This window comes from Pseudomonas fragi (genome assembly GCF_002269505.1).
GTDB lineage: Bacteria > Pseudomonadota > Gammaproteobacteria > Pseudomonadales > Pseudomonadaceae > Aquipseudomonas > Aquipseudomonas fragi_D.
In genome coordinates, this window is sequence record NZ_NQKQ01000001.1 from 430,902 (window position 1) to 453,793 (window position 22,892).

The 22,892-nt window shown below is 58.6% G+C and carries 21 protein-coding genes and 1 tRNA gene; 13 read left to right on the forward strand and 9 right to left on the reverse strand.

What is annotated here, in order from left to right; translation table 11 throughout:
- Nucleotides 1-11: 11 nt before the first annotated feature.
- Nucleotides 12-491, reverse strand: coding sequence for a GlcG/HbpS family heme-binding protein (locus CJU81_RS01860; protein WP_095035274.1), 480 nt, complete (start codon nt 489-491; stop codon nt 12-14).
- 135 nt (nt 492-626) lie between these two features.
- Here CJU81_RS01860 and CJU81_RS01865 point away from each other — a divergent pair, with 135 nt between their 5' ends.
- On the forward strand, nt 627-1,301 hold the full coding sequence (locus CJU81_RS01865; protein WP_095027926.1) for a heavy metal response regulator transcription factor: 675 nt from the start codon (nt 627-629) through the stop codon (nt 1,299-1,301).
- Nucleotides 1,294-2,694, forward strand: coding sequence for a heavy metal sensor histidine kinase (locus CJU81_RS01870; RefSeq protein ID WP_095035275.1), 1,401 nt, complete (start codon nt 1,294-1,296; stop codon nt 2,692-2,694). Before CJU81_RS01865 ends, CJU81_RS01870 begins: the two co-directional genes overlap by 8 nt.
- Before the next feature lie 46 nt (nt 2,695-2,740).
- Here the strand turns inward: CJU81_RS01870 and CJU81_RS01875 are convergent, their stop codons facing one another.
- Nucleotides 2,741-3,826, reverse strand: a complete 1,086-nt coding sequence (locus CJU81_RS01875; RefSeq protein ID WP_095035276.1) for a tartrate dehydrogenase — start codon at nt 3,824-3,826, stop codon at nt 2,741-2,743.
- A 74-nt stretch (nt 3,827-3,900) separates the two neighbouring features.
- Here CJU81_RS01875 and CJU81_RS01880 point away from each other — a divergent pair, with 74 nt between their 5' ends.
- Together CJU81_RS01880 and CJU81_RS01885 are read left to right on the forward strand one after the other, a co-directional pair.
- Complete coding sequence (locus CJU81_RS01880; RefSeq protein ID WP_095035277.1) at nt 3,901-4,827, forward strand: LysR substrate-binding domain-containing protein; 927 nt, start codon at nt 3,901-3,903, stop codon at nt 4,825-4,827.
- 61 nt (nt 4,828-4,888) lie between these two features.
- Nucleotides 4,889-4,964, forward strand: a tRNA-Thr gene (locus CJU81_RS01885).
- Nucleotides 4,965-5,063: 99 nt separating this feature from the next.
- Here the strand turns inward: CJU81_RS01885 and CJU81_RS01890 are convergent.
- Both CJU81_RS01890 and CJU81_RS01895 read right to left on the reverse strand, forming a co-directional pair.
- Nucleotides 5,064-5,474, reverse strand: coding sequence for a type II toxin-antitoxin system HicB family antitoxin (locus CJU81_RS01890; protein WP_095035278.1), 411 nt, complete (start codon nt 5,472-5,474; stop codon nt 5,064-5,066).
- Complete coding sequence (locus CJU81_RS01895) at nt 5,471-5,668, reverse strand: type II toxin-antitoxin system HicA family toxin (protein WP_095001086.1); 198 nt, start codon at nt 5,666-5,668, stop codon at nt 5,471-5,473. The genes CJU81_RS01890 and CJU81_RS01895 overlap by 4 nt, the downstream gene beginning before the upstream one ends.
- 246 nt (nt 5,669-5,914) lie before the next feature.
- Between CJU81_RS01895 and CJU81_RS01900 the strand changes: the two genes are divergently transcribed.
- From CJU81_RS01900 to dsdC, 6 genes are all read left to right on the forward strand, one after another.
- Nucleotides 5,915-6,415: a sigma-70 family RNA polymerase sigma factor gene (locus CJU81_RS01900; RefSeq protein WP_095035279.1), complete on the forward strand. Its 501-nt coding sequence runs from the start codon at nt 5,915-5,917 to the stop codon at nt 6,413-6,415.
- Nucleotides 6,415-7,362, forward strand: a complete 948-nt coding sequence (locus CJU81_RS01905) for a FecR domain-containing protein (RefSeq protein ID WP_095035280.1) — start codon at nt 6,415-6,417, stop codon at nt 7,360-7,362. The genes CJU81_RS01900 and CJU81_RS01905 overlap by 1 nt, the downstream gene beginning before the upstream one ends.
- A 112-nt stretch (nt 7,363-7,474) precedes the next feature.
- Nucleotides 7,475-9,913, forward strand: a complete 2,439-nt coding sequence (locus tag CJU81_RS01910) for a TonB-dependent siderophore receptor (RefSeq protein ID WP_095035281.1) — start codon at nt 7,475-7,477, stop codon at nt 9,911-9,913.
- 223 nt (nt 9,914-10,136) lie between these two features.
- Nucleotides 10,137-11,477 (forward strand): GntT/GntP/DsdX family permease, encoded by a 1,341-nt coding sequence (locus CJU81_RS01920; RefSeq protein WP_095035283.1) that lies wholly within the window; start codon nt 10,137-10,139, stop codon nt 11,475-11,477.
- A 43-nt stretch (nt 11,478-11,520) separates the two neighbouring features.
- Nucleotides 11,521-12,867, forward strand: a complete 1,347-nt coding sequence (gene dsdA, locus CJU81_RS01925; RefSeq protein ID WP_095035284.1) for a D-serine ammonia-lyase — start codon at nt 11,521-11,523, stop codon at nt 12,865-12,867.
- A gap of 79 nt (nt 12,868-12,946) precedes the next feature.
- Nucleotides 12,947-13,900, forward strand: coding sequence for a DNA-binding transcriptional regulator DsdC (gene dsdC, locus CJU81_RS01930; protein ID WP_095035285.1), 954 nt, complete (start codon nt 12,947-12,949; stop codon nt 13,898-13,900).
- A gap of 6 nt (nt 13,901-13,906) precedes the next feature.
- Here the strand turns inward: dsdC and CJU81_RS01935 are convergent, their stop codons facing one another.
- From CJU81_RS01935 to CJU81_RS01950, 4 genes are all read right to left on the reverse strand, one after another.
- On the reverse strand, nt 13,907-14,212 hold the full coding sequence (locus CJU81_RS01935) for a helix-turn-helix domain-containing protein (protein WP_095035286.1): 306 nt from the start codon (nt 14,210-14,212) through the stop codon (nt 13,907-13,909).
- Nucleotides 14,205-14,570, reverse strand: coding sequence for a type II toxin-antitoxin system RelE/ParE family toxin (locus tag CJU81_RS01940; RefSeq protein ID WP_095035287.1), 366 nt, complete (start codon nt 14,568-14,570; stop codon nt 14,205-14,207). Before CJU81_RS01940 ends, CJU81_RS01935 begins: the two co-directional genes overlap by 8 nt.
- Nucleotides 14,571-14,785: 215 nt before the next feature.
- A complete protein-coding gene (locus CJU81_RS01945; RefSeq protein WP_095035288.1) occupies nt 14,786-16,069 on the reverse strand; it encodes an OprD family porin in 1,284 nt (427 codons plus the stop codon).
- Nucleotides 16,070-16,318: 249 nt separating this feature from the next.
- Nucleotides 16,319-17,014 (reverse strand): DsbA family protein, encoded by a 696-nt coding sequence (locus CJU81_RS01950; RefSeq protein WP_095035289.1) that lies wholly within the window; start codon nt 17,012-17,014, stop codon nt 16,319-16,321.
- Between the two features lie 257 nt (nt 17,015-17,271).
- Between CJU81_RS01950 and CJU81_RS01955 the strand changes: the two genes are divergently transcribed.
- Nucleotides 17,272-19,350 (forward strand): TonB-dependent receptor, encoded by a 2,079-nt coding sequence (locus CJU81_RS01955; RefSeq protein ID WP_095035290.1) that lies wholly within the window; start codon nt 17,272-17,274, stop codon nt 19,348-19,350.
- A 152-nt stretch (nt 19,351-19,502) separates the two neighbouring features.
- On the opposite strand, the gene aguA is transcribed toward CJU81_RS01955, so the two are convergent.
- Entirely contained in the window at nt 19,503-20,603 is a 1,101-nt protein-coding gene (gene aguA, locus CJU81_RS01960; protein ID WP_095035291.1) for an agmatine deiminase, read from the reverse strand.
- Nucleotides 20,604-20,886: 283 nt separating this feature from the next.
- Here aguA and rfbB point away from each other — a divergent pair, with 283 nt between their 5' ends.
- On the forward strand, nt 20,887-21,969 hold the full coding sequence (rfbB, locus tag CJU81_RS01965) for a dTDP-glucose 4,6-dehydratase (RefSeq protein WP_095035292.1): 1,083 nt from the start codon (nt 20,887-20,889) through the stop codon (nt 21,967-21,969).
- Nucleotides 21,970-21,986: 17 nt separating this feature from the next.
- Nucleotides 21,987-22,859 (forward strand): dTDP-4-dehydrorhamnose reductase, encoded by an 873-nt coding sequence (rfbD, locus tag CJU81_RS01970; protein WP_095035373.1) that lies wholly within the window; start codon nt 21,987-21,989, stop codon nt 22,857-22,859.
- Nucleotides 22,860-22,892 lie beyond the last annotated feature (33 nt).

Sequence of the window (22,892 nt, forward strand, 5' to 3'; positions counted from 1 at the left end):
TTAAAATTTGATCAGCGTTGAATTGTCAGGCCAACTTGCCCGGCAGCCTTGATCGCGCAGGCTTCGTCCTGCTCCGCACCGCCAGCCCCGGCCACGCCCAGCGCACCCACCAGTTCGCCTTCGGCAAACAACGGCACACCGCCGCCCAACAGCAACAGCTCGGCGATTGAATTGAGGTTGGCTGCTTCGGGGTTGTTTCGCGCACGCTCGGCAAACAGTCGGGTTGGCGTTTTGGTCGACAGCGCCGTGTAGGCTTTACGCTGGCTGGCCATCAAGTTGTGGGGGCCAACGCTTTCAGGGCGCATCGCCATGAGCACGTTGCCACCGCGGTCGAGCACACTCAGGGCTCCTGTACAGTGCTGGATGGCGGCATCGGCCAATTGACGGGCGGTGGCCAGATCCAGATCGGCATGGCGCACCAGGTCAGGCGCCGCCTGGGCTGCTCCGGCAGCACCAACGGCAGTCCACAACAACAAAATTTTCAGCATCATTGGCAAGCTCCTGTACGAATGGGCCCACCTTAACCAGCGGCCCTGGTCAGAACTCCGTCAGTTGCATTACAAGTTTGTAATAGGCAACACACCCGAAGGCGCCTAGCCTGTGCAGACGATTGATCGAGGTGTGCGATGCGTTTGTTAGTGGTTGAAGACGAAGCCAAGACGGCAGATTTCCTGGCCAAGGGCCTCAAGGAGTCAGGATTTGCCGTGGATGTGGCGCTGAACGGGCTGGACGGACGCTACTTTATCGAACAGCAGGATTACGACCTGATCATCCTTGACGTGATGTTGCCGGGGCTCAATGGCTGGCAATTGCTCCAACTGATCCGCCAGCGCGGCGCCACACCAGTACTGTTCCTGACTGCCAGGGATGCCATCGAAGACCGAGTTCGCGGGCTGGAACTGGGCGCCGACGACTATCTGCTCAAGCCCTTCGCCTTTGCCGAGTTGCTCGCCCGGGTCCGCACCTTGCTGCGCCGAGGCCCCATGCGCGAGGCCGAGTCGTATGCCATCGCCGATCTTGAAATCGACGTGCTGCGCCGCCGGGTCAGCCGGGGTGGCCAGCGCATCAGCCTGACCAACAAGGAATTCGCCCTGCTGCAACTGCTGGCCAGCCGCCAGGGCGAGGTGCTGTCACGCACCCTCATCGCTTCGCAGGTCTGGAACCTCAACTTCGACAGCGACACCAATATGGTCGAAGTCGCCGTGCGCCGCTTGCGCGCCAAGGTCGACGATCCCTACATGCCCAAGTTGATCCACACTGTGCGCGGCGTTGGTTATCAACTGGAAGCACCCGATGAGTAAATCCATCGCCTGGCGTCTGGCGCTGGCGATCGCCCTGACCTGCGCGTTGGTACTGAGTGTGATCGGGGTGTTCCTGTATCGCTCCCTGGCCTCTGAACTGGCGTTTCGTGATGACCAGGCGCTGCTCGGGCGCCTTGAGCAAGTGCGCGCCCTGCTGCATGACAGCGACAGTCTCGAAGCCCTGCAAGAACGCCCGCGCCTGTACCAGAACATGCTGGGCAACCTGGACAGCGTGTTGCTGGTCAAACGCGCCGATGGCAGCCCTCTGATCGCCATCAACCCTCATCAGCAACCCTTGCCGGATATGCAGCCCATTGCCCAGGGACGTGCACCGCAGCGTGCAGATATCAGAACGCTGGACCAGACGGTGTTGCTGGTCGGGATGGCCCAGGGGCCCGCCGGTGAAACTCTGAGCGTGACCGTAGGCAAGCGCCTTGACGAGCGTGAGCAAATGCTCGCCAGTTATCGCCTGCGTTTGTATGGCGCTGTGGGCCTGGGCGCCCTGCTGGCTTTCGGCCTTGGCCTGCTGCTGTTGCGTCGCGGCCTTGAACCTTTACGTGAACTGGCGAGCGCCATGGCGGGCATTGCCCCTCGCAGCCTTGACCAGCGCATGGCGGGCATTGCCCCTCGCAGCCTTGACCAGCGTATGGCCACAGATAACGTGCCCGCCGAACTCAAGGAACCAGTGCTGGCTCTCAACGCCATGCTGGCGCGTCTGGAGGACAGTTTTGCACGGCTGTCACAGTTCTCCGCCGACCTGGCCCATGAGATCCGTACGCCTTTGCACAACCTGCTGGGCAGCAACAGCTTGGCCCTGAATCAGACGCGCAGCGCTGCCGAGTACCAGGAAGTGCTGGCGTCGAATATCGAGGAGTACGAACGGCTTAACCGCATGGCCGAAAACCTCATGTTCCTCGCCCGCGCCGAACACGGGCAGCGCCCGTTGCAACTGCAAACCCTGGACCTTGGCGAGGTAGGTGAAGGGCTATGTGAGTACTTCGAGGCGCTGGCCGAGGATCGTCAGCTGAAGCTGGACAATCAGCTGAGCGGATCGTTGACGGTGGATCAGCAACTGCTGCAACGAGCACTGGGCAACCTGCTGGCCAATGCCGTGCGCCATGCTCAGGCAGGCTCGACCGTGAGCCTGCGGCGGCGTGACGAGGCTGATATGTGCTGGATCGGTGTGCATAACCTCGGCCAGCCGATCGACGCGAAGCACATCGACAAACTGTTCGACCGTTTTTACCGGGTTGACCCGTCCCGGGCCCAGCCCGGGGATTCGGGCGGGCTCGGGTTGGCGATCGTACACTCGATCATGCAGTTGCATGGCGGGCAGGTGCGGATGGTCAGCGATGCCAGCGGCACGTTCTTTGAGCTGGGCTTTGCCCTCTAAATCCTCGCTCCCACAAGAGTCGAGCCAAAATATTTATAGCTGACGCTTAGGTATTCAACGCTTCGGCGATGGCTTTTCCGACATCTTGAGTCGATGCCGTGCCGCCCAGATCCGGCGTTTTCGGACCACTGACAATCACGTTTTCAATGGCGCGCAAAATGCCGTCGTGAGCGGCCTGGTAGCGCTCATCACCTTTACCCAAAAACTCCAGCATTAGCGCACCCGACCAGACCATGGCGATCGGATTGGCAATGTTTTGCCCGTAAATATCCGGCGCCGAACCGTGTACCGGTTCAAACAGCGAAGGGAAATTGCGATCCGGGTTGAGGTTGGCCGATGGCGCGATACCGATGGTGCCCGCACAGGCCGGCCCGAGGTCGGAAAGAATGTCGCCGAACAGGTTGGACGCCACCACTACATCAAAACGGTTGGGCTGCAGGACGAAACGGGCGCACAGAATGTCGATGTGCTGCTTGTCCCAGCTGACCTGTGGATAATTTGCCGCCATCGCTTCGGTGCGTTCATCCCAGTACGGCATGCTGATGGAGATGCCGTTGGACTTGGTGGCCGAAGTCACGTGCTTGCGTGGCCGTTCTTTGGCCACTTCAAAGGCATACTTGAGAATCCGGTCTACACCGCGTCGGGTAAAGACCGACTCTTGTAAAACCAATTCGTTTTCGGTGCCTTCAAACATCCGCCCGCCTACCGAAGAATATTCACCTTCGGTGTTTTCACGGATCACCACAAAATCGATATCGCCGGGCTCGCGGCCTGCCAGCGGGCATGGCACGCCAGGGAACAGGCGCACCGGGCGAATGTTCACGTATTGATCAAAGTCGCGACGGAACTTGAGCAGCGAACCCCATAACGAAATGTGATCCGGCACCTTATCGGGCCAGCCCACGGCACCGAAGTAGATGGCATCGAAGCCCTTGAGCTGTTCAAACCAGTTGTCTGGCATCATCTGCCCGTGACGCTCGTAGTAATCGCAACTGGCCCACTCGATGAGCTCGATCGACAAGTCCAGGTTCCACTTTTTGGCCGCCGCTTCCACAACACGCAGGCCTTCCGGTAGTACTTCGTTACCAATGCCGTCACCGGCGATGGCGGCAATTCTGAATGTCTTGCTCATGGGCGAACTCTTGATGAGGGGAAGTGGGCCCATGATATAAAGCGCTCAAATAAAGATAATCAGGCGAACTGTTGATGGATAAGACACGATTCGTGAATAACCTGCCGAATCTCGACGACCTGCGCGTGTTCGTGGTGGTAGCACGCCGCTCCAGCTTCGCTGCGGCGGCCAGTGAACTGGGTGCCTCGCCAGCCTATGTAAGCAAACGCATCCAGCTGCTGGAACAAAGTATTGGCGTGCGCCTGTTGCATCGCACCACTCGCCGCGTGGCCGTCACCGACGACGGCGAACGGGTGTACCGCTGGGCATTGCATATCTTTGATGCCGTGGAACAAATGAGCGACGAAGTCTCGGCGCTGCATCAGGAGCCCCGCGGGCAATTGCATATCGTCAGCAGTTTTGGATTGGGTCGTCGTCATGTCGGGCCTGCACTATCAGAACTGTCGCAACGCTACCCGGCCCTGGATATCCGCTTTGATATGTTCGACCGTCTGGTGGACTTGATCGAAGAAGGCTACGACCTGGACATCCGCATCGGCGACAGTATTGCGCCCAACCTGATTGCCAAACTGCTGGCCAACAATGCCCGGGTGTTGTGCGCCAGTCCTGAATACCTGCACCGCCACGGCGAGCCCCGCACCCTGGCGGAACTGGCGGGCCATGAATGCCTGGTTATCAAAGAGCGCGACCATCCTTTCGGCCTTTGGCGTTTACAGGGGCCGGATGGTGAAGAGAGCGTAAAAGTCACCGGAGCCCTGTCGGCCAACCATGGTGAAGTGGTGCATCAATGGGGTATCGACGGCCGTGGCATCCTGCTGCGCTCGCAGTGGGACGTGCGCGAAAGCCTGGCAAACGGCAAATTGGTGCACATTCTTCAGGACTACCGCCAGCAGGCAAATATCTGGGCTGTGTATGCTGCACCGCTGGCCAGTTCGGCCAAAATCCGGGTTACGGTGGAGCACTTGCGCCAGTACTTCGCAGAGCGCCAGTCAGAAACGTGAAAATAGTCTGTTATCAGGGGTTTACAAGCTCAAACATCCGGGTATACTCGTCGCCCATAACGCCGGTATAGCTCAGTTGGTAGAGCAACTGACTTGTAATCAGTAGGTCCCGAGTTCGACTCTTGGTGCCGGCACCATACGCAATACCAGAAGAGGCTCACCGAAAGGTGGGCCTTTTTTGTTTTCGGGGTTTGGAGAACCCTCAAGAGCGCCACATGGTGACGCTCTTGAGACGATTAAAAGTTCTGAACGCTCAGCTCGCGCAATGCAGCTGTTGCCAGAAACCCCGAACGAGACGCATAGCGATGGTCCCTGCTCACTCGCTCATCAATGCGCTGCAACAGGTTCTCTGGCAAAGAAGCGTTGAACCGGACCGACTTGCCGAGATAAGGCGTCAAATCAAAGTCAACGATTGCCCATATCCCACCGACATAATCCGGGTTCTCCAGATGGGCATCCACGTCCTTGCCCTGCGGCAGCTCGCCGCCGTCCGCAACAATGCCTTCCAGATGCAAAGCCAATGCTTCCTGCACGTTATCCAACGCTTGCGAAAAAGTACTCCCTGCAGAAAAACAACCCGGCACATCAGGCACCGTTACGCTGAATTCGGAATCTGCGTCTTTATGTATTACCACTGGAAATTTCATGACCGTAACTCTCCCTTGAGACCTGCGGATTTGAGAATGTTGTGCAGCGTCCCTTTGGCAATTTCTGACTTGGGATGTGGAACCGTTACTCGACCCGCTTTAGCTGGATGCTTGAACTGATGGTGACTTCCCTTGATTGCGATCTCAAACCATCCATCTGCGACCAATAACTCAATAAGCTCACGACTTCGCACTTGATCACCACGCCTTGTGTGTACGCTACACACCATTAAAAAATGGTGCAATCTAAAAATACACACACTACACACAAAAAACCCCGATCGACTTAGAGTTGTGTTACACACTGTGCACCCGAACGACTCAATCTCCAGCAGTGTTGTCGCTACCCGCCACCCTCTCCAAAGAACCTCCCCCTTGCATAAACACTCTGCCATCACAATAATGCGATCGATTACCAATTACATTTTGGTTGCATCATTATGTCGGCGCTCGACCCTTCAGTTCTTCATCGGTTGTACAGCGATCACAACAGTTGGCTAAAGGGCTGGTTGCGCGTGCGCCTGGGCAATACGGCGGATGCCTGCGACCTGGCCCAGGACACGTTCCTGCGGGTCATGACCGCACGCCATGACACGCCCATTCGCGAGCCCCGAGGTTATCTGAGCGCCATTGCCCGCTCGCTGTTGATCGACAAAGTGCGCCGCCGCACCATCGAGCAAGCCTATCTGCAGGCGCTGGCACTCAAGCCCGAGCCTGTGGATATTTCGCCAGAAATACGCCTGTCGATTATCGAAACGCTGATTTCGATCGACAGCCTGCTCGATGAGCTGGGCCCCAGAACGCGGGAAATTTTCCTCGCCGTGCAGCTCGAAGGCTTGAGTTATGTTGCCGTCGCCGAGCGTTTCGAGGTGTCGGTTACCACGGTGAAAAATCATTTGATTCGCGCCATGACCCGCTGCCTGTTGCTGGTCGACAGTTGATGCCCCCCGTCCCGGATCTCAAGGCGCTCGAAGCCGCCGCTACCTGGTATGTGCAGCTTAATGACGGGAGCACCGACGAGACCCGCACCCGGGCCTGGCAGGCCTGGCTGACTTCCAGCCCGCAGCATGAAGCGGCCTGGGCGCGGCTGGAAAGGTTCCAGCGCCAATGGGCAATGATGCCCCAGGAGGCCGCCCTCTCCAGCCTCGATGCCGCGAAAGCGCAACGCCGCGATGTGCTGAAAATAGTGGCCATGCTGCTGGCTGTCGGCAGCAGTTCATGGCTGGCGGCGGAGCATGTGCCATATCGCTCGATGCTTGCAGAACACCGTACCAACATCCGCCAGCGCCGCTCATTGCGCCTGGACGACGGTTCGCAACTGGAGCTGAACGCCGATACCGCGCTGGATATCCACTTTGATTCAACGCAGCGGCTAATCCACCTGCATCGCGGAGAAATTCTGGTGCAGACCGCCAGGGACCCGGATCAGCGTCCATTTATCGTCCACACCCAGGACGGCAGCGTGCGCGCCCTCGGCACCCGGTTCTGTGTTCGCCAGTTAGACGAACATACGCGGGTCGGCGTAGAGCAAGCGGCCGTGGAGATTCGCCCCTACGAGCACAGCGATCAGCCCCTGTGCCTCGAGGCCGGGCAACAAGTCACGTTCGATCGAGATGAGGTCGATGCCATCGAGGGCTTGCCTGCTGCTTCAACAGCCTGGGTCAAGGGCATGCTGAGCGTGGACGACTGGCGCCTGGGCGACTTTATCGAGGAGCTGGGACGTTATCGAGCGGGGGTGCTGCGCTGCGCTTCATCTGTTGAAGGCCTGCGTATCTCGGGAGCTTTTCGTATCGATGACACCGAAACGGTACTGGAGAACCTGAGTAAAACCTTGCCGGTAAAGGTACGTTTCCTGACCCGCTACTGGGTCAGTGTCGAACCGGCATAAGCTGGGGCCACACGACTTTGAACTTTAACCTTGCTGATTTCGATTCTCATCCGTCAATGACATAAGTCGCGACTACAGCGAAATTCTGCCATGACAACGCAAGGATCACCGAATGCCCCCGCTCCCCCTCATTGCCACCACTAAAATAACCCGCGCTGTGCGCCTGGCAGTATTGGGTGCGTCCCTCGCCAGCCTGTCCGCCCTGGCCCTGATGCCTGCCCAGGCATCGGCGCAAAGCCAGACGCTGTACCAGATTGCCCCTGGCCCTCTGGGCAGCGCCCTTACTCAGTTTGGTGTGCAGGCAGGGGTTACGATTTCGTTTGATACCGAGCAGGCCCGTCACCTCAAGACCGCCGGGCTTGAAGGTTCGTACAGCATCGAGGAAGGCCTGGGCCGCCTGCTCGCCAACAGCGGCTTGCAAGCTGAGCGCCAGAGCAATGGCGGTTATGTACTGGTCGCCAGCAGCGCCGCCGATACGCTGGAACTGGGCGCCACCCAGGTCATCACCAACCAGCTGGGCACCGTCACCGAAGGCAGCGGTTCCTACACACCTGGTGCCATCGCCACGGCCACTCGCCTGGTGCTGACACCGCGCGAGACGCCGCAATCGATCAGCGTGATTACTCGCCAGCATATGGATGACTTCGCACTCGACAACGTCGACGACGTGATGCGCCACACGCCCGGCATCACCGTATCGGCCTACGACACTGACCGCACCAACTACTACTCGCGCGGTTTCTCGATCAACAACTTCCAGTACGACGGCATCCCTTCTGCCGTGCGAAATGTTGCCTATTCTGCGGGTAACACCCTGAGCGACATGGCGATCTATGACCGCATCGAGGTGTTAAAAGGCGCCTCGGGCCTGCTTAGCGGCGCAGGCTCTCTGGGCGGCACCATCAACCTGGTGCGCAAAAAACCCACCAGCGATTTTCACGGCCATATCACCACAGGCGCGGGCTCCTGGGACAGCTATCGCACCGAAGTTGACGTCAGCGGCCCGCTGACCGAAAGCGGCAATGTGCGCGGCCGTGCAGTAGCGGCTTATCAGGACAGACAGTCGTATATCGACCGCTACTCCAACCAGACCTCAGTGTTCTACGGCATCCTCGAAGTCGACCTCACGCCCGACACCCTGCTCACCGTGGGCGCCGATTATCAGGACAACAAACCCCAGGGCTCGACCTGGTCGGGGAGCTTCCCGCTGTACAACTACGCGGGCGAGATCAACAGCGCCAAACGCTCATTCAGCAACGCCACCGATTGGAGCAGCTGGCAGCAATACACCCGCACTGTCTTCGCCACCCTTGAGCAGGACCTGGGCAGCGGCTGGGTGGCCAAGCTGCAACTGGACCACAAGCTCAATGGCTACGACGCACAACTGGGTGCCATCCAGTTCAACCAGCCAGCGGCCGATGGCACTGCCAAAATCAACGCCCAGCGCTACAAGGGCGATACCACCAGCGACGCAGCCGATCTGTATGTCAGCGGCCCTTACGAGTTCCTCGGTCGTGAGCATGACCTGGTCCTGGGCGGCTCGATCAGCACCGCCAACTGGAAAGGCAAAGGCTACTGGGACGTGACCTTCGCCCAACCCAACCTTGTCGATTACTTCAACTGGGACGGGCACCTGGCCAAACCCGACTGGGGCAATGCATCGCAAATCAACGACGACACCGTACGCCAGACCGGCATGTACGCCACTACCCGCCTGAACGTCACCGATGATTTGAAAGTGTTTCTGGGCGGCCGGGTAGTCGACTACACGCTCACCGGCACAACCAATACCTATCGTGAGTCGGGGCGCCTGATTCCCTATGCTGGCATCACCTATGACCTGACTGATTACCTGACCGCGTATGCCAGCTACACCGACGTGTTTATGCCGCAGGAGTTCTACAACCTGGATCGCAACAGCAAGCTGATTGATCCGGACGAAGGCGAAAACTATGAAATTGGCCTCAAGAGCGAGTTTTTCGATGGTCGCCTGAACGCCAGCCTGGCGTACTTCGAAGTCAAAGAAAGCAACCGGCCCATCCCCGATGACGCCTGGAACAACCTGCAACCCACCCCGCCCAACTACGCCTTCAAGGGCACTGCCGCCAAGACCAAGGGCTACGAGCTGGAAATATCCGGTGAGTTGAGCCCCGGCTGGAGCCTGCAGGCCGGCTACACACACAAGGTGGTGCGCGATGACACCGGCAAGAAGATCTCGACCTTTGAGCCCGAAGACCAATTCAGCTTCTACACCATCTACAAACTCAAAGGCGACCTGAACAAAGTCTCGGTGGGCGGTGGCGCACGCTGGCAGAGCACGTCCTGGCAGGAGATGTACAACAGCCCCAAGGACAGGTACGAAGACTTCTCGCAAAAACCCTACTGGGTGGTGGACTTGATGACCCGTTATCAATTCACGGAAAACCTGTCGACCACGCTCAACGTCAACAACGTGTTCGACAAGTATTACTACACCAACATCGGGTTCTATAACTCGGCGATTTATGGCGAGCCACGCAACTTTATGCTGACCACTCGCTGGGATTTCTGACCTCAACAAATTTTTGTGGGGGCGAGCCTGCTCGCGAAGCTCTTGAGGCCTTCGCGAGCAGACTCGCTTCCACCTGTTTTGCCCTCCAACAGATGACGCCACATCATCTGTTCCATGAAGAACCATCCTTTGTCAGCCCCTGCCCCGTGGCCTCTAATTGCCGGAAGCAAAGTGACGTCGATCACTTATTTCAACAATAAAAGCGCCTCCCGGAGCACTCTCCATGCACAGCGGTCCCACTCTATTGCTGGTGTTGTTTTGCGCCATCGCCCTGATCGTTTTTCTTATCGTCAAAGTCCGTGTTCATGCCTTTCTGGCCCTGACCGCTGCGAGCTTTGTGGTGGGAATCGGCTCAGGCATGCCACTGGTTAAAATTGCTGCTTCGTATGAAGTCGGTGTTGGCGGAACCCTCGGGTTTCTGGCCACGATCATTGGCCTGGGCGGGATTCTAGGCAAGATGCTGGAGGAGTCCGGCGGCGCGGAACGCATCGCACAGGCACTCTTGAGCGCCCTGGGTAAAGAGCGCGCTTCTTGGGCCATGATGCTCGTCGGATTTATCGCCGGCATCCCGGTGTTTTTCGAGGTGGGCTTTGTACTGCTGATTCCGCTGATCTATGTGGTCGCCAAAGAAACCAAAATCAATCTGCTGTACCTGGGCGTACCGCTGGCCGTGTCGCTGATGGCGGTGCATTGCATGCTGCCGCCACACCCTGCGGCGATGGCGATTACCGCAATGCTGGGCGCCGATGTCGGCAAAGTCATCATGTATGGCCTGATTGTCGCGCTGCCGACCGCCGTGATTGCCGGGCCGCTGTGGGTCAAGCTGGTGTGCAAGCCCGAGGCGCCGGCCACTCAGGAAGCGTTTTTGAACGAACACTGTGATGACAGCCAAAGCCGTGACTTGCCGGGCCTTGGCATCACCCTGCTAACCATTGCCCTGCCGTTGCTGCTGATGGTCGGTAAAAGTTTCGCTGCCGGCCTGCCCCATGAATCCACTGCATTCAGCGTAATTTCGTTCCTGGGGACGCCCCTGATCGCCCTGTCGATTGCCGTGGTGTTTGCCTACTGGGCGCTGGGTTTGCGTCGCGGCCTGTCCATGACCGATTTGCTCGCCCACACGCAAAAGAGTTTTCCGCCGCTGGCCGGCATCTTGCTGATTATCGGCGCCGGTGGCGCATTCAACGGCATCCTGATCGACAGCGGCGTGGGCAATGCGCTGTCCGCCTCGTTGACCCAATTGAACATGAACCCCATCGTGCTGGCATGGCTGGTGGCCGGTTTGATGCACTTCGCCGTCGGCTCGGCAACGGTGGCAATGATCAGCGCCGCAGGTATGGTGTTACCCATGCTGGGCGCACACCCGACCGTGAGCAAAGAAATCATCTGCATCGCTATCGGTGCCGGAGCCATGGGCTGGACCCACGTCACGGATTCGGCCTTCTGGGTGGTCAAGGAGTACCTGGGCGTGTCACTGACCGATGCCTTGAAAACCTTCACCACCGCCACCGTGCTGGCTTCATCGATCGCACTGGGGCTGACCCTGCTGCTGTCGCGCTTTGTTTGATTGAACCCGAATTTTCAGCCTTATCGTTTAAAGGGACCCCGACATGATTTTGGGCAGAACACTTGAAAGCTGGTGTGCCAGCTACCCGCTGATTCGCGATCTGGTCGCGCTGCAAGAAACCACCTGGTTCAACCCGGGCGTGGCGCCGGTGGCGCAGGCATTAGCCGATGTGGGGCTAACCAGCGCCGATGTCGCCGATGCCAGCGCCCGGCTGGCGCGCTTTGCCTCGTACCTGCGCCGAGCGTTTCCTGAAACCGAATGCAGCGCCGGGATTATCGAATCGGACATCGTGCCTCTGGAGCACTTGCAGCCATTGCTCGGCGAACGTTACGTCCAGGCCCTGAATGGCGCGCTGTGGCTCAAGCGCGACAGCCATCTGCCGATTTCGGGTTCGATCAAGGCCCGTGGCGGGATTTATGAAGTGCTCAAACATGCCGAAGACCTGGCCCTGGCCAAAGGCCTGCTGACCCTCGACGACGACTACGCGCTGCTGCACAGCGACTCGGCACGGGCCTTTTTCGGCCAGTATAAAATCGCTGTGGGCAGCACCGGCAACCTCGGCATGTCGATCGGTATCATGGGCGCCGCGCTGGGTTTTAACGTAACCGTGCACATGTCGGCCGACGCCCGGCAGTGGAAAAAAGACAAGCTGCGCGCCCATGGCGTGACCGTGGTCGAATACGAAAGTGATTACAGCGTGGCCGTGGCTCAGGGTCGCCAGCAGGCAGAGTCCGATCCGACCTGCCATTTCGTCGACGATGAAAACTCGGTCAACCTGTTCCTCGGCTACGCAGTGGCCGGCGAGCGTTTGAAACAGCAACTGGCGGCAGCGAAAATTACCGTGGATGCGCAGCATCCGCTGTTTGTATACCTGCCCTGCGGTGTGGGTGGCGCGCCGGGCGGCGTGGCTTTCGGCCTCAAGCTGGCCTTCGGTGACGCGGTGCACTGCATCTTCGCCGAACCCACTCACTCACCGTGCATGTTGCTGGGGGTGTATACCGGGCTGCATGACGAAGTCAGCGTGCAGGATTTCGGCATCGATAACGTAACCGCAGCAGACGGCCTGGCCGTAGGTCGCGCTTCCGGTTTTGTCGGCAAGGCCATGCAGCGTTTGCTCGACGGTTTTTACACGGTCAGCGACGAAGAAATGTACAGCCTGCTGGCACTGATGGAGCGCAGCGAAGGCCAGCGCCTTGAGCCTTCGGCGCTGGCGGGTGTACCCGGTATTGCCCGGGTGCAGGGCGAGCAACAAGGTTATCGAGCCCGTATCGGGCTGGGCCCGCAAGCCATGAGCAACGCCACTCATCTGGTCTGGGCAACGGGCGGTAATATGGTGCCGGCTGACGAGATGGACGCCTACCTCACCAAGGGTCGTGAGCTGCTGGGCTGATTCAGGCGCGAAGCGGATGTGGCAAGATGCACCCATTGCCACATCCCACAAAGGTACTGCTGGCTGAGGGTAAACCACCGTGCTTAATCTACCTCCCCGCATCAGCTCACGGCTCAACAGCAGCCAGTTCGCCAACCTGCATACCTTTCTGGTGGCCGCCCGCCATCTGAGTTTTGCCCGAGCCGCGCAGGAACTGTGCCTGACCGCCAGTGCTGTCAGCCATCGCATCAGTCGACTCGAAACCGCGTTGAACATGAAACTGTTCCAGCGCCTTACCCGCCAGGTCAGCCTGACTGACGAAGGCGAGCGAATTTTCGAAATCCTCCAGAATGCGATGGGCGAATTGTCCGAAGCACTGGAGCAATCATCCGAAGCTGAAATTGCCGGTTCCATTGCACTCTATGCCAGACCTTCGGTGGCCCAGTGCTGGCTGGTACCACGGCTGGCCGAGTTTATCGAGCGCTACCCGCTGGTGTCACTGGACCTACGGGTGGGCAATGACAATGTCGACTTTCGTACGCGAAAAATTGATTTGGCCCTGTACTACGCCAACGGCGAATTCCCCGGCCTGACCAGCCATCGGTTGATGTGCGAACGCATGGCGCCGGTGTGCAGCCCGGAATATGCGCAGCGTCACCGTCTGTATGAAAACCCGCAAAACCTGAGCCACTGCACCACCCTGCACGACTCCCTGGCCTGGGATCATGCCGCTTACGATGCCGAATGGACGCTATGGGCCGAGCAACAAGAACTGCTAGGCTCGCTGCCCAAGCGCACCCTGACTTTCGACCGCTCGGACCTGTGCGTGACAGCGGCCATGAATCACGCCGGTATCGCCATCGGGCGCCAGCAACTGGTGCAAAAACGTATCGATCGCGGCGAACTGGTACTGCCCTTTGGCGATTTTCGCCGGTGCGGCCACTACGACTACTACCTGGTCCACTCCCCACTCAGCGTAGTGCCCAAGCGCTTGCAGGTGTTTATAAGCTGGTTGCACGAGTGTGCAGGGGAAGGATCTGCAGAGTGTGCGTGATCACTTCTACTCAGCAAAGTTTTCGATTTTGATCTGACCATCCGGAAAGGTCGCGATAATTTCCAGTTCACCGCCCATCGCCTGGATGTAATTGCGCAGCGTACTGATATACATGTCCGTACGCCGCTCCATTTTAGAAACGGCTGCCTGGTTGATATTCAGTGCTTTGGCCAGCGTTTCCTGACTGAGCGCCTGGGCTTTGCGCAGCTCATGCAACGGCATTTCTTGTAAATGCTGGACGTACAGAACCTGGGCTTGCGCCCGCGCCTCTGAGCTCATGCACGCTTCAAGCCCGGAAAATTTTTTAGCCATTATTCTGGCCCTCTTCGATCAGTGTTTGTAAATGAACGTCGTAAAGCCTTTGCGCAACAGGGACGTTCTCTTCATACCATCGGTCATTGCCGGTCTTGTCACCGCCAATCAACAGCAAGGCGCAGCGACGCGGGTCAAAGGCATAAAGCACCCGATAAGGACGGCCCGCATGCTGTACACGCAGCTCTCGAAGGTTGCCATGCCGCGAAGCCTTGATATCGCTGCAATGAGGAAAGCGCAGGGCCGGCCCGAGCAGCTCTAGCAATTTGACACTGGCCGCCACGCTGACCTGTTCCTTTTCACTGAGCCTTTCCCACCAGTCGCCAAATTCATCGGTGTACTCAACGTTCCATGTCATGCTCAAAATATGCCACCCAAGGAATATAATCTCAAGGGAATAATCTTAAGCACTTCAGCTAATGGCCAACTAGTTCTCGGTCCAGCTCAAGTGTGAGTGATGGTTTCATCGGGATGCGTCCCTTGCGCAGCGGTTAATCGCGGCAAAAAAAAACGCCCCGAACCAGTCGGGGCGTTTTTATTCAGATCTCCAACCTGTTCAACAGGTCGGTAGCATCAGAAAATGCTGATCGGGTAATCAACAAATACACGTACTTCGTTGCCGCCCACGTTGTATTCGCTGGCGTTGTTCGATACGCGCAACCACGAGCCACGCAGACGCACGCTCAGGTCCTTGACCGGGCCGCTTTGTACGACGTACTTGGCCTGGTTGAAGATTTCGCGCTCGGTACCACGGCCACGGTCGGAACCGTCGTCGATGTTGGTGCCGCGCACGTAGGCGATGTTGTAGGTCAGACCCGGAATGCCAACGGCACCGAAGTCGAAACCATAACCCAGCTGCCACGAACGTTCGTCCTTGGCGTTGAAGTCGGACCAGTAGGAGTTGGCCAGCAGGATGGTATTGCCGCCATCGCCCACGCCGCCTGCGTTGCGGTAGCCGCCGTACGGGTAGCCGATTTCGCCGGTGCTGCTCTGGTACGCCAGGGTCACTGTGTGTGCGCCGAAGGCGTAGGTGCTTGCCAGGCTCCAGATCTTGTTGTCCTGGCCGTCAACCTTCAGCACGTCACGTGCGTAGTCTTCTTTTACGTGAGTACGGTAGCCGTTGAAGTCAAACGTCAGGGACTGTTTGTCTTGCAGCGGGATTGCGTAGGTTACGCCCACGTATTGCTTGTTCAGCTCGTCTTCCATCTCGGAGCCGTACAGGGACGCCGACAGGTTGTCGGTGAACTTGTAGCTGGCGCCGAACACGTTGATGCTTTTCAGGTCGCCGCTGTCGCGTGCTTCGGCGCTTTTACGCGACTCTGCAGTGAAGCGACCAACGTTGACTTCCAGACCGTTGATCTCTTTGGAGGTCAACAGGGTACCGGTGAAGCTTTCTGGCATCAGACGCGAGTTGTCATACATCAGCACCGGCAGCGCAGGCATTTGATCGCCGTACTTGAGCACAGTGTTGGACACACGAACTTTCACCGCAGCGCCAGCCTTGGCGATGTCGTCAGCCGCTTTGCCGCTGGCGCCCTGCTTGAAGAAGTCGATACCGTCCGCGCCGCTTTTGCCGCGACCGCCATCCAGACGCAGTGCGTAGATGCCAAAAGCATCCACACCCACACCAACGGTGCCCTGGGTGAAGCCTGAAGAGAACGTGCCCAGGAAACCCTGGCCCCATTCAGCTTTGTCTTGTTTGTGGTTTTTGTAGTCACGGCTGATGTAGGCGTTACGCGCCAGTACATTGAGGTGGCTGTCTTCTACAAAACCTTTTGCGTCAGCTTGATCGTTAGCCATTGCCTGGGTAGCACTCAGTACGCCCAGAGCGAGAAGACCTATCCGTTTGTTCAACATATTATTTTCCTTATTTCTGAATAGAAGCGCGCTGTGGGGTTCAAGCTGAAACATTGAGTGGTGGTTGCTTCACATAAACAAAAAAGACCCGCACGAAGACTGTGCAGGTCTTTCGAAAAGTTGGTGTATGGCTCATCGCCACAGGCGTTGGCAGGGATCCTAGCCGTCGTGAAGGTGAGGTGTCAATTTCGTGAAAAATTTGTTAATTGCCAATGCTTTTCAAAGTTCTGACCAAAGTGTCAAAAATTGTTACTGGCAACCATCCAGGCCACAGGCTGGCGCGCAAACGATTGTGTCTGCGCCGGCGACGCCATTGCGCTGGCGCAGCCAGGCAGCAAAGGCTTCAGGTTTGCCCAGATACGGCCCGAGGTCGATCACCTGATACTGGCCGGACTGCTCCAGCACGACAGTTGGAAAGCCCTGCCCACCGACCCGTGACAACAATGCCCGACTGGCCTTGAAATGCGCCTGCGTCACATCGCCGCTGATCGCCTCATAGGCTGCCCGAAAGCCTTCAGCGTCGAGGCCCATTTCAGTCGCCACGGCCAGCAATACATCCCTGTCGGCAATTCGCCGCCCATCTGCGTAATGCGCCGATTGCAAGCGCCCCAACAGTTCGAGGCCACGCCCGGCCAACTGCTCGGCGGCCAGCACTGCCGTGGTCGGCGGCGCCGAGTCGAAAACTGCCGTGGTGTCGCGCAGCAAACCTTCAAAGTACGCCTCGCCAAAGGGCTGCCCGGTGTATTGGGCGATGCGATGGTCATGGGGCATCACGTAATCGCGCAGTTGCGCCGACACCGCCTGGCGTTGTGCACCAGTCATCATCCCGCCGCCGTGGGCCACTACCGGTAAAATTTCGCGCGCGGCGTCGATCAGCGGCTTGGCGCCATAGCACCACCCACACAAAGGGTCGTAGATGTAATGCAGAACAGGTGTAGCGGTCATGGCGGGCTCCGGCTTATCAATAAATCAGAGTGCCAGCCTAGTCTTCTGTAAGGAGAGGAAAAACGCCGGTATGACTTTCAGTGTGTTTCACGAATCGTGCAAATCAGGTGCAGCAAGGGTTACAGGGCATAGAAACAAATAGATACATATTTGCGGCAAGCGTGATTGGTAATTCTTAACATAAAGAAACAAGAACCATTACCATTCGCACCCTAAAAATATAACCAACTATTACAACTGCCGGACACCCCTCAACCATGCTCTCCCCCCGCCGTTTAACGCCCTTGAATCTGGGGCTGTGTGCCTTGCTGTACGCCGGATTTGGCAGCGCTGCCACCGTGCTGCCCGAACTGTCGATCAGCGCCAGCGAAGCGCAAGACGATGACCCACGGGTCAAGGACGTCACCACCGCCACTCGCACATCGACCCCGGCGCGCTACGTGCCCCAGGCCATCGACACGGTAAAAACCAGCAACGTCCTCGATTACGGGATCAACAGTATTGGCGAAGCCCTGAGCGGGATTCCCAACGTCAGCAGCACCGCCGATACCCGCTTCGACAGCCTGCGCATCCGTGGCTTTGACGCCAGCAACGACTTTTACCTGGACGGTATTCGCGACGACAGCCAGTACGTGCGTGACCTGCACAACATTGAGCGCATTGAAGTGCTTAAAGGCCCGGCAGCCGTGCTGTATGGCCGTGGCAGTCAGGGCGGGATCATCAACCGCGTCAGCAAAATGCCGCAGTTCGGCCGCCAGTCGAGCATTCAGGCCCAGGGCGGCAGCGAAGATTTACGCAGCCTGTATGCCGACCTTAGCGCTGACCCGAGTGACACCCTGAGCCTACGCCTGAACATGGGCAACGAAGACAAAAACAGCTTCCGCGATCACGTCAGTGGCAACCGCCAACTCTTTGCACCCTCGATGAGCTGGCAAATCACCCCGGATCTGAACTGGCTGGTGCAATACGAATACAACCGCTACAACCGCACCCCGGATCGCGGTATTCCGAGCATCAACGGGCGCCCGGCGGATGTCAGCCGTGGCACCACCTACGGCGGGCAAAACGATTTTATCGACGATAAAGTCCAGAACCTGCGCTCGCGCTTGAGCTATGAACTGAGCGATAACTGGCAACTGCGCCATACCCTGGGCGTTTTCAAGCTCGACAGCCAGTTCGAAAACACCTACCTGACCGGCTACGACCCGAAAATCAACAAGGTCAACCGCCAGAGCTGGCAGCAGGACATGACCACCCGCAATATTTTCAACAACCTCGAAATCGAAGGCGGCTTTGACACCTTTGGCCTGGAGCACCGCCTGCTGACCGGGCTGGAGCTCGGCAGCCAGCGCCGCGACCCCAAGCTCTACAAAGCCGCGAGCGTACCGCCAGTAGATGTGTACAACCCCGATCGCAGCCTGCGCCCAACCGGGCCGATGGTGATTTCCAGCGATAACCACACCGAAGTAGAGAGCCAGGGCCTGTACGTGCAGGACCAGCTTCGCCTCAACGATCAATGGCAGGTACTGGCCGGCTTGCGTTACGACCGTTTTAACGTCGAGACCACCAACCACCTCAAGCCCCTGATCCCGTCCGAAGAACGCACAAGTCACAGCACCAGCCCGCGACTTGGCGTGGTCTGGACACCGTTGCAAAACCACTCGTTCTACGCCTCGTGGACCAAGACGTTCTCCCCTGTGGGCGGCGGCCTGATCGGCATCACTCCGGGTGCTGCAGGCAACACCAACGACCTGAGCCCGGAGCTGACCAAGCAAAAGGAAATCGGCGTCAAAAGCGACTGGCTGGATGACCGCCTGAGCACCACGCTGGCGGTGTACGAGCTGGAACTCTACAACCGCCGAACCAAGGATCCGGACGACCCGACCATCACCCTGCTTTCCGGCCTGCAACGCTCACGCGGCATCGAACTGACCGCCAGCGGCAAACTCGGGGGTAACTGGTACATGCGCGGTGGCGTGGGTGTGCAGGACGCAACGGTGGTCAAGGACAACAACGGTCTGGAAGGCAAGCGCATCAATGGTGTGGCCAAGCACAATGGCAGCCTGTTCATCACCTGGAAGCCGGAAATGGGCTGGTACGCCGAAACGGGCCTGACCCTGGTGGGCCAGCGTTACGCCGACAACCAGAACACTGTGATATTGCCGGGCTACGGACGCTGGGATGCGTTGGCTGGCTATCGTGAAAAAGACTGGGATGTGAGTGGTGCGCTGACCAACCTGACTGACCGCTATTACTATGCATCGGCCACCAGTGCAGCGCAGATCATGCCGGGCGAGCCGCGCAGCCTGGTGATGACGGGGACGTACAAGTTCTGATCCCCGGACTGTAGCCGCTGACGAGGAACGAAGGCTGCGTCCGGCTGCGAAGCAGTCGCAGAATCAGCATTCGCCGTTTATCAAATAAAACGCATCTTCAGGTTTTGCGGCTGCTTCGCAACCGATCGCAGCCTCGCTGCGCTCCTCAGCGGCTACAGCGGCGCAGGCTGTTGCTGGGTCAGGCAATGGATATTGCCGCCACCCAGCAGCAACTCACGACCCGGCACCATGACCACTTCGTGCTGCGGAAAGATCTTTTGCAAGATGGCCTTGGCCTCTGCATCCATCGGGTCGTCAAAGCTCGGCGCGATGATGCCGCCGTTGACGATCAAGAAGTTCACATAAGAACCCGCCAGACGCTCTGTCGGATTACGGTCCTGGCTGCCTGCCACTTTATCAACACCGTCACACTCTTCCTGGGTCGCGTACATCGGCCCCGGGATCGGCATTTTGTGCACTACAAACGGCCGCCCCTTGGCGTCAGTGCTGGTTGCCAACACCTTCATCGCCGCATGGCAGCGCACGTAGTTAGGGTCACGTTCGTCGTCGGTCCAGGCCAGCAACACCTCACCCGGTGCAACGTAGCAGCAGAAGTTATCCACATGGCCGTCGGTTTCGTCGTTGAACAGGCCGTCCGGCAGCCAGATGATCTTGTCCACCGCCAGGTGCGAGCGCAGCACGTCTTCGATTTCTTCCCGGGACAGGTGCGGGTTACGGTTGCGGTTCATCAGGCACTCGGCCGTGGTGATCAGCGTGCCTTCACCGTCGACATGGATTGATCCGCCTTCAAGCACAAAGCCTTCGGTGTAATAACGCGGGCAACGTTCGATTTCGAGCACCTTGCTGCCCACTTGTTGGTCACGGTTCCACGGGAAGTACAAACCACCGTCGAAGCCGCCCCAGGCGTTGAAATCCCAGTTCACGCCGCGCACTTCGCCACTGTGGTTGATCACGAACGTCGGGCCGCTGTCGCGTACCCAGGCATCGTCGCTGGATATTTCGACCACCCGAATATTCGGCACATCGAGTTGCGCACGGGCGTTTTCGTACTGGCCTGCAGACACACCGACAGTGACCGGTTCAAAACGCGCAATGGCTTTGGCCACCGCTGCGTGGGCCGCCTGCGCCGGCTTGCCGCCCAGGCGCCAGTTGTCCGGACGCTCAGGCCAGATCATCCAGGTCTGGGTCTGCGCAGCCCATTCGGCTGGCATATGAAAGCCGTCTGCGCGCGGCGAACTGTGCAAAGTGGTCATCTGGACTCCTGGAAAGCGTCTGGGGTTTTGAGTGCGAAAAAACAGGACAGTGGACGCCGCTCAGTATTGCGTCAACGTCGAGCATCCTTATAGCCGATAAATATCGGCAATAAAAATTAATTTACACGTATCGTGTCTATATTATCCCACTTAAAACGGATATTAATCTGCATTAGTAACCCAGCCGCTATATTCCCGACAGCTCCCACTTGCACCACCGAGCACATCCCCACAAGCTATGCGCCATACGCTTAAAAGCCTTCAGGGAATAAGGAATTACCACATGCGCATTTTAGTCACCGGCGGCGCCGGTTTTATTGGTTCAGCGTTGATCCGTCACCTGATCAAAAATACCGGGCATGAAGTGCTCAACCTCGACAAGCTGACCTACGCCGGTAATCTGGAATCGCTGCAAAGCATTGCCACCGATACCCGCTACGAGTTCGTGCAGGCCGATATCGTCGATCAGGCAGCGGTCAGCGCGATCATTACGCGCTTTGAGCCACAAGCGATCATGCACCTGGCGGCCGAATCCCATGTAGACCGTTCCATTGATGGCCCGTCGGACTTTATCCAGACCAATATCGTCGGTACCTACAGCCTGCTAGAAGCCACCCGCGCTTACTGGTTGACCTTGCCTGAGCCGGAAAAAAGCGCATTTCGCTTTCACCATATTTCCACCGACGAAGTGTATGGCGACCTGCACGGCGTAGACGACCTGTTCACCGAGACCACGCCCTACGCGCCAAGCTCGCCGTACTCGGCCAGCAAGGCGGCGTCCGACCATCTGGTCCGCGCGTGGAACCGCACCTACGGTTTGCCGGTGCTGCTGACCAACTGCTCGAACAACTACGGGCCGTTCCACTTCCCGGAAAAACTGATCCCGCTGGTGATTCTCAACGCCCTGGCCGGCAAGCCGCTGCCGGTGTATGGCAATGGCCTGCAAGTGCGTGACTGGCTGTTCGTCGAAGACCACGCCCGGGCCTTGCTGAAGGTGGTGACCGAAGGCGTAGTGGGCGAGACCTACAACATCGGCGGGCATAACGAGCAAAAGAATATCGACGTGGTGCGCAGCATCTGCGCCCTGCTCGAAGAACTGGCGCCCGCACACCCGGCAGGCGTAGCGCAGTTTGCCGACCTGATCACCTTCGTCCAGGACCGCCCGGGCCACGACCAGCGCTACGCGATCGACGCCGGCAAAATTGAACGCGAGCTGGGCTGGGTGCCCGAAGAAACCTTCGAAACCGGCCTGCGCAAAACCGTGCAGTGGTATCTGGACAATCTGGAGTGGTGCCAGCGCGTGCAAGACGGCAGCTATCAGGGCCAGCGCCTGGGTTTCACCGAGACCAAGGACCTGATCGCGTGACTGACCTTAAAGCGCCGTTGAACATCCTTGTCAGCGGCAAAACCGGCCAGGTTGCCGTTGAGTTGCAAAAGCACCTTGCCGGTCAGGGCAACCTGACTGTGCTGGGCCGCGATGTCCTCGATCTGAGCCAACCCGAGCAAATCCGTGCCCAGGTACGGGCGCACAAGCCGGACTTGATCATCATTGCCGCAGCCCACACCGCCGTGGACCAAGCCGAAAGCGAGCCGGAACTGGCCTTCGCGATCAATGCCAGCGCACCGGGCGTGTTTGCTGAAGAAGCGGCGGCCCTGGGCATCCCCTTGATTCACTATTCCACCGACTACGTGTTCGATGGCAGCAAACCTGCGCCCTACACCGAGGACGATGCCACCAACCCGCTGGGCGTGTACGGCAAAAGCAAGCTGGCGGGTGAACTGGCCATCGCGGCGAGCGGTGCCCAACACTTGATCCTGCGCACCAGTTGGGTGTACTCGACCCATGGTAAAAACTTCCTGCTGACCATGCAGCGCTTGCTGCAAGAGCGCCCGGAGTTACGCGTAGTGGCTGATCAGATCGGCGCACCGACCTGGGCCGGCACCATCGCCCGGAGCACACGGGCATTGATCGAGCGCTGGCAAGCCGGTGATGCTGGGGCATGGGGCACCTACCACCTGACCGCTCAGGGTGAAACTTCGTGGTTTGGCTTTACCCAGGCCATCGCCGCGCACCTGAGTGCCCAGGGCAAGACCTGCGCGACACTGGAGCCCATTCCTGCCAGCGCCTACCCGACGCCCGCGGCACGGCCACAGAACTCGCGCCTGGATTGCAGCAAGCTGGCTCGCGAATGGGGCGTTACCCAGCCCGACTGGGAAGCTGCGTTGAGCGAGTGCGTGGCTGAGCAACCACGCTAACGCCAATCCCCTTGTGGGAGCGGGCTTGCTCGC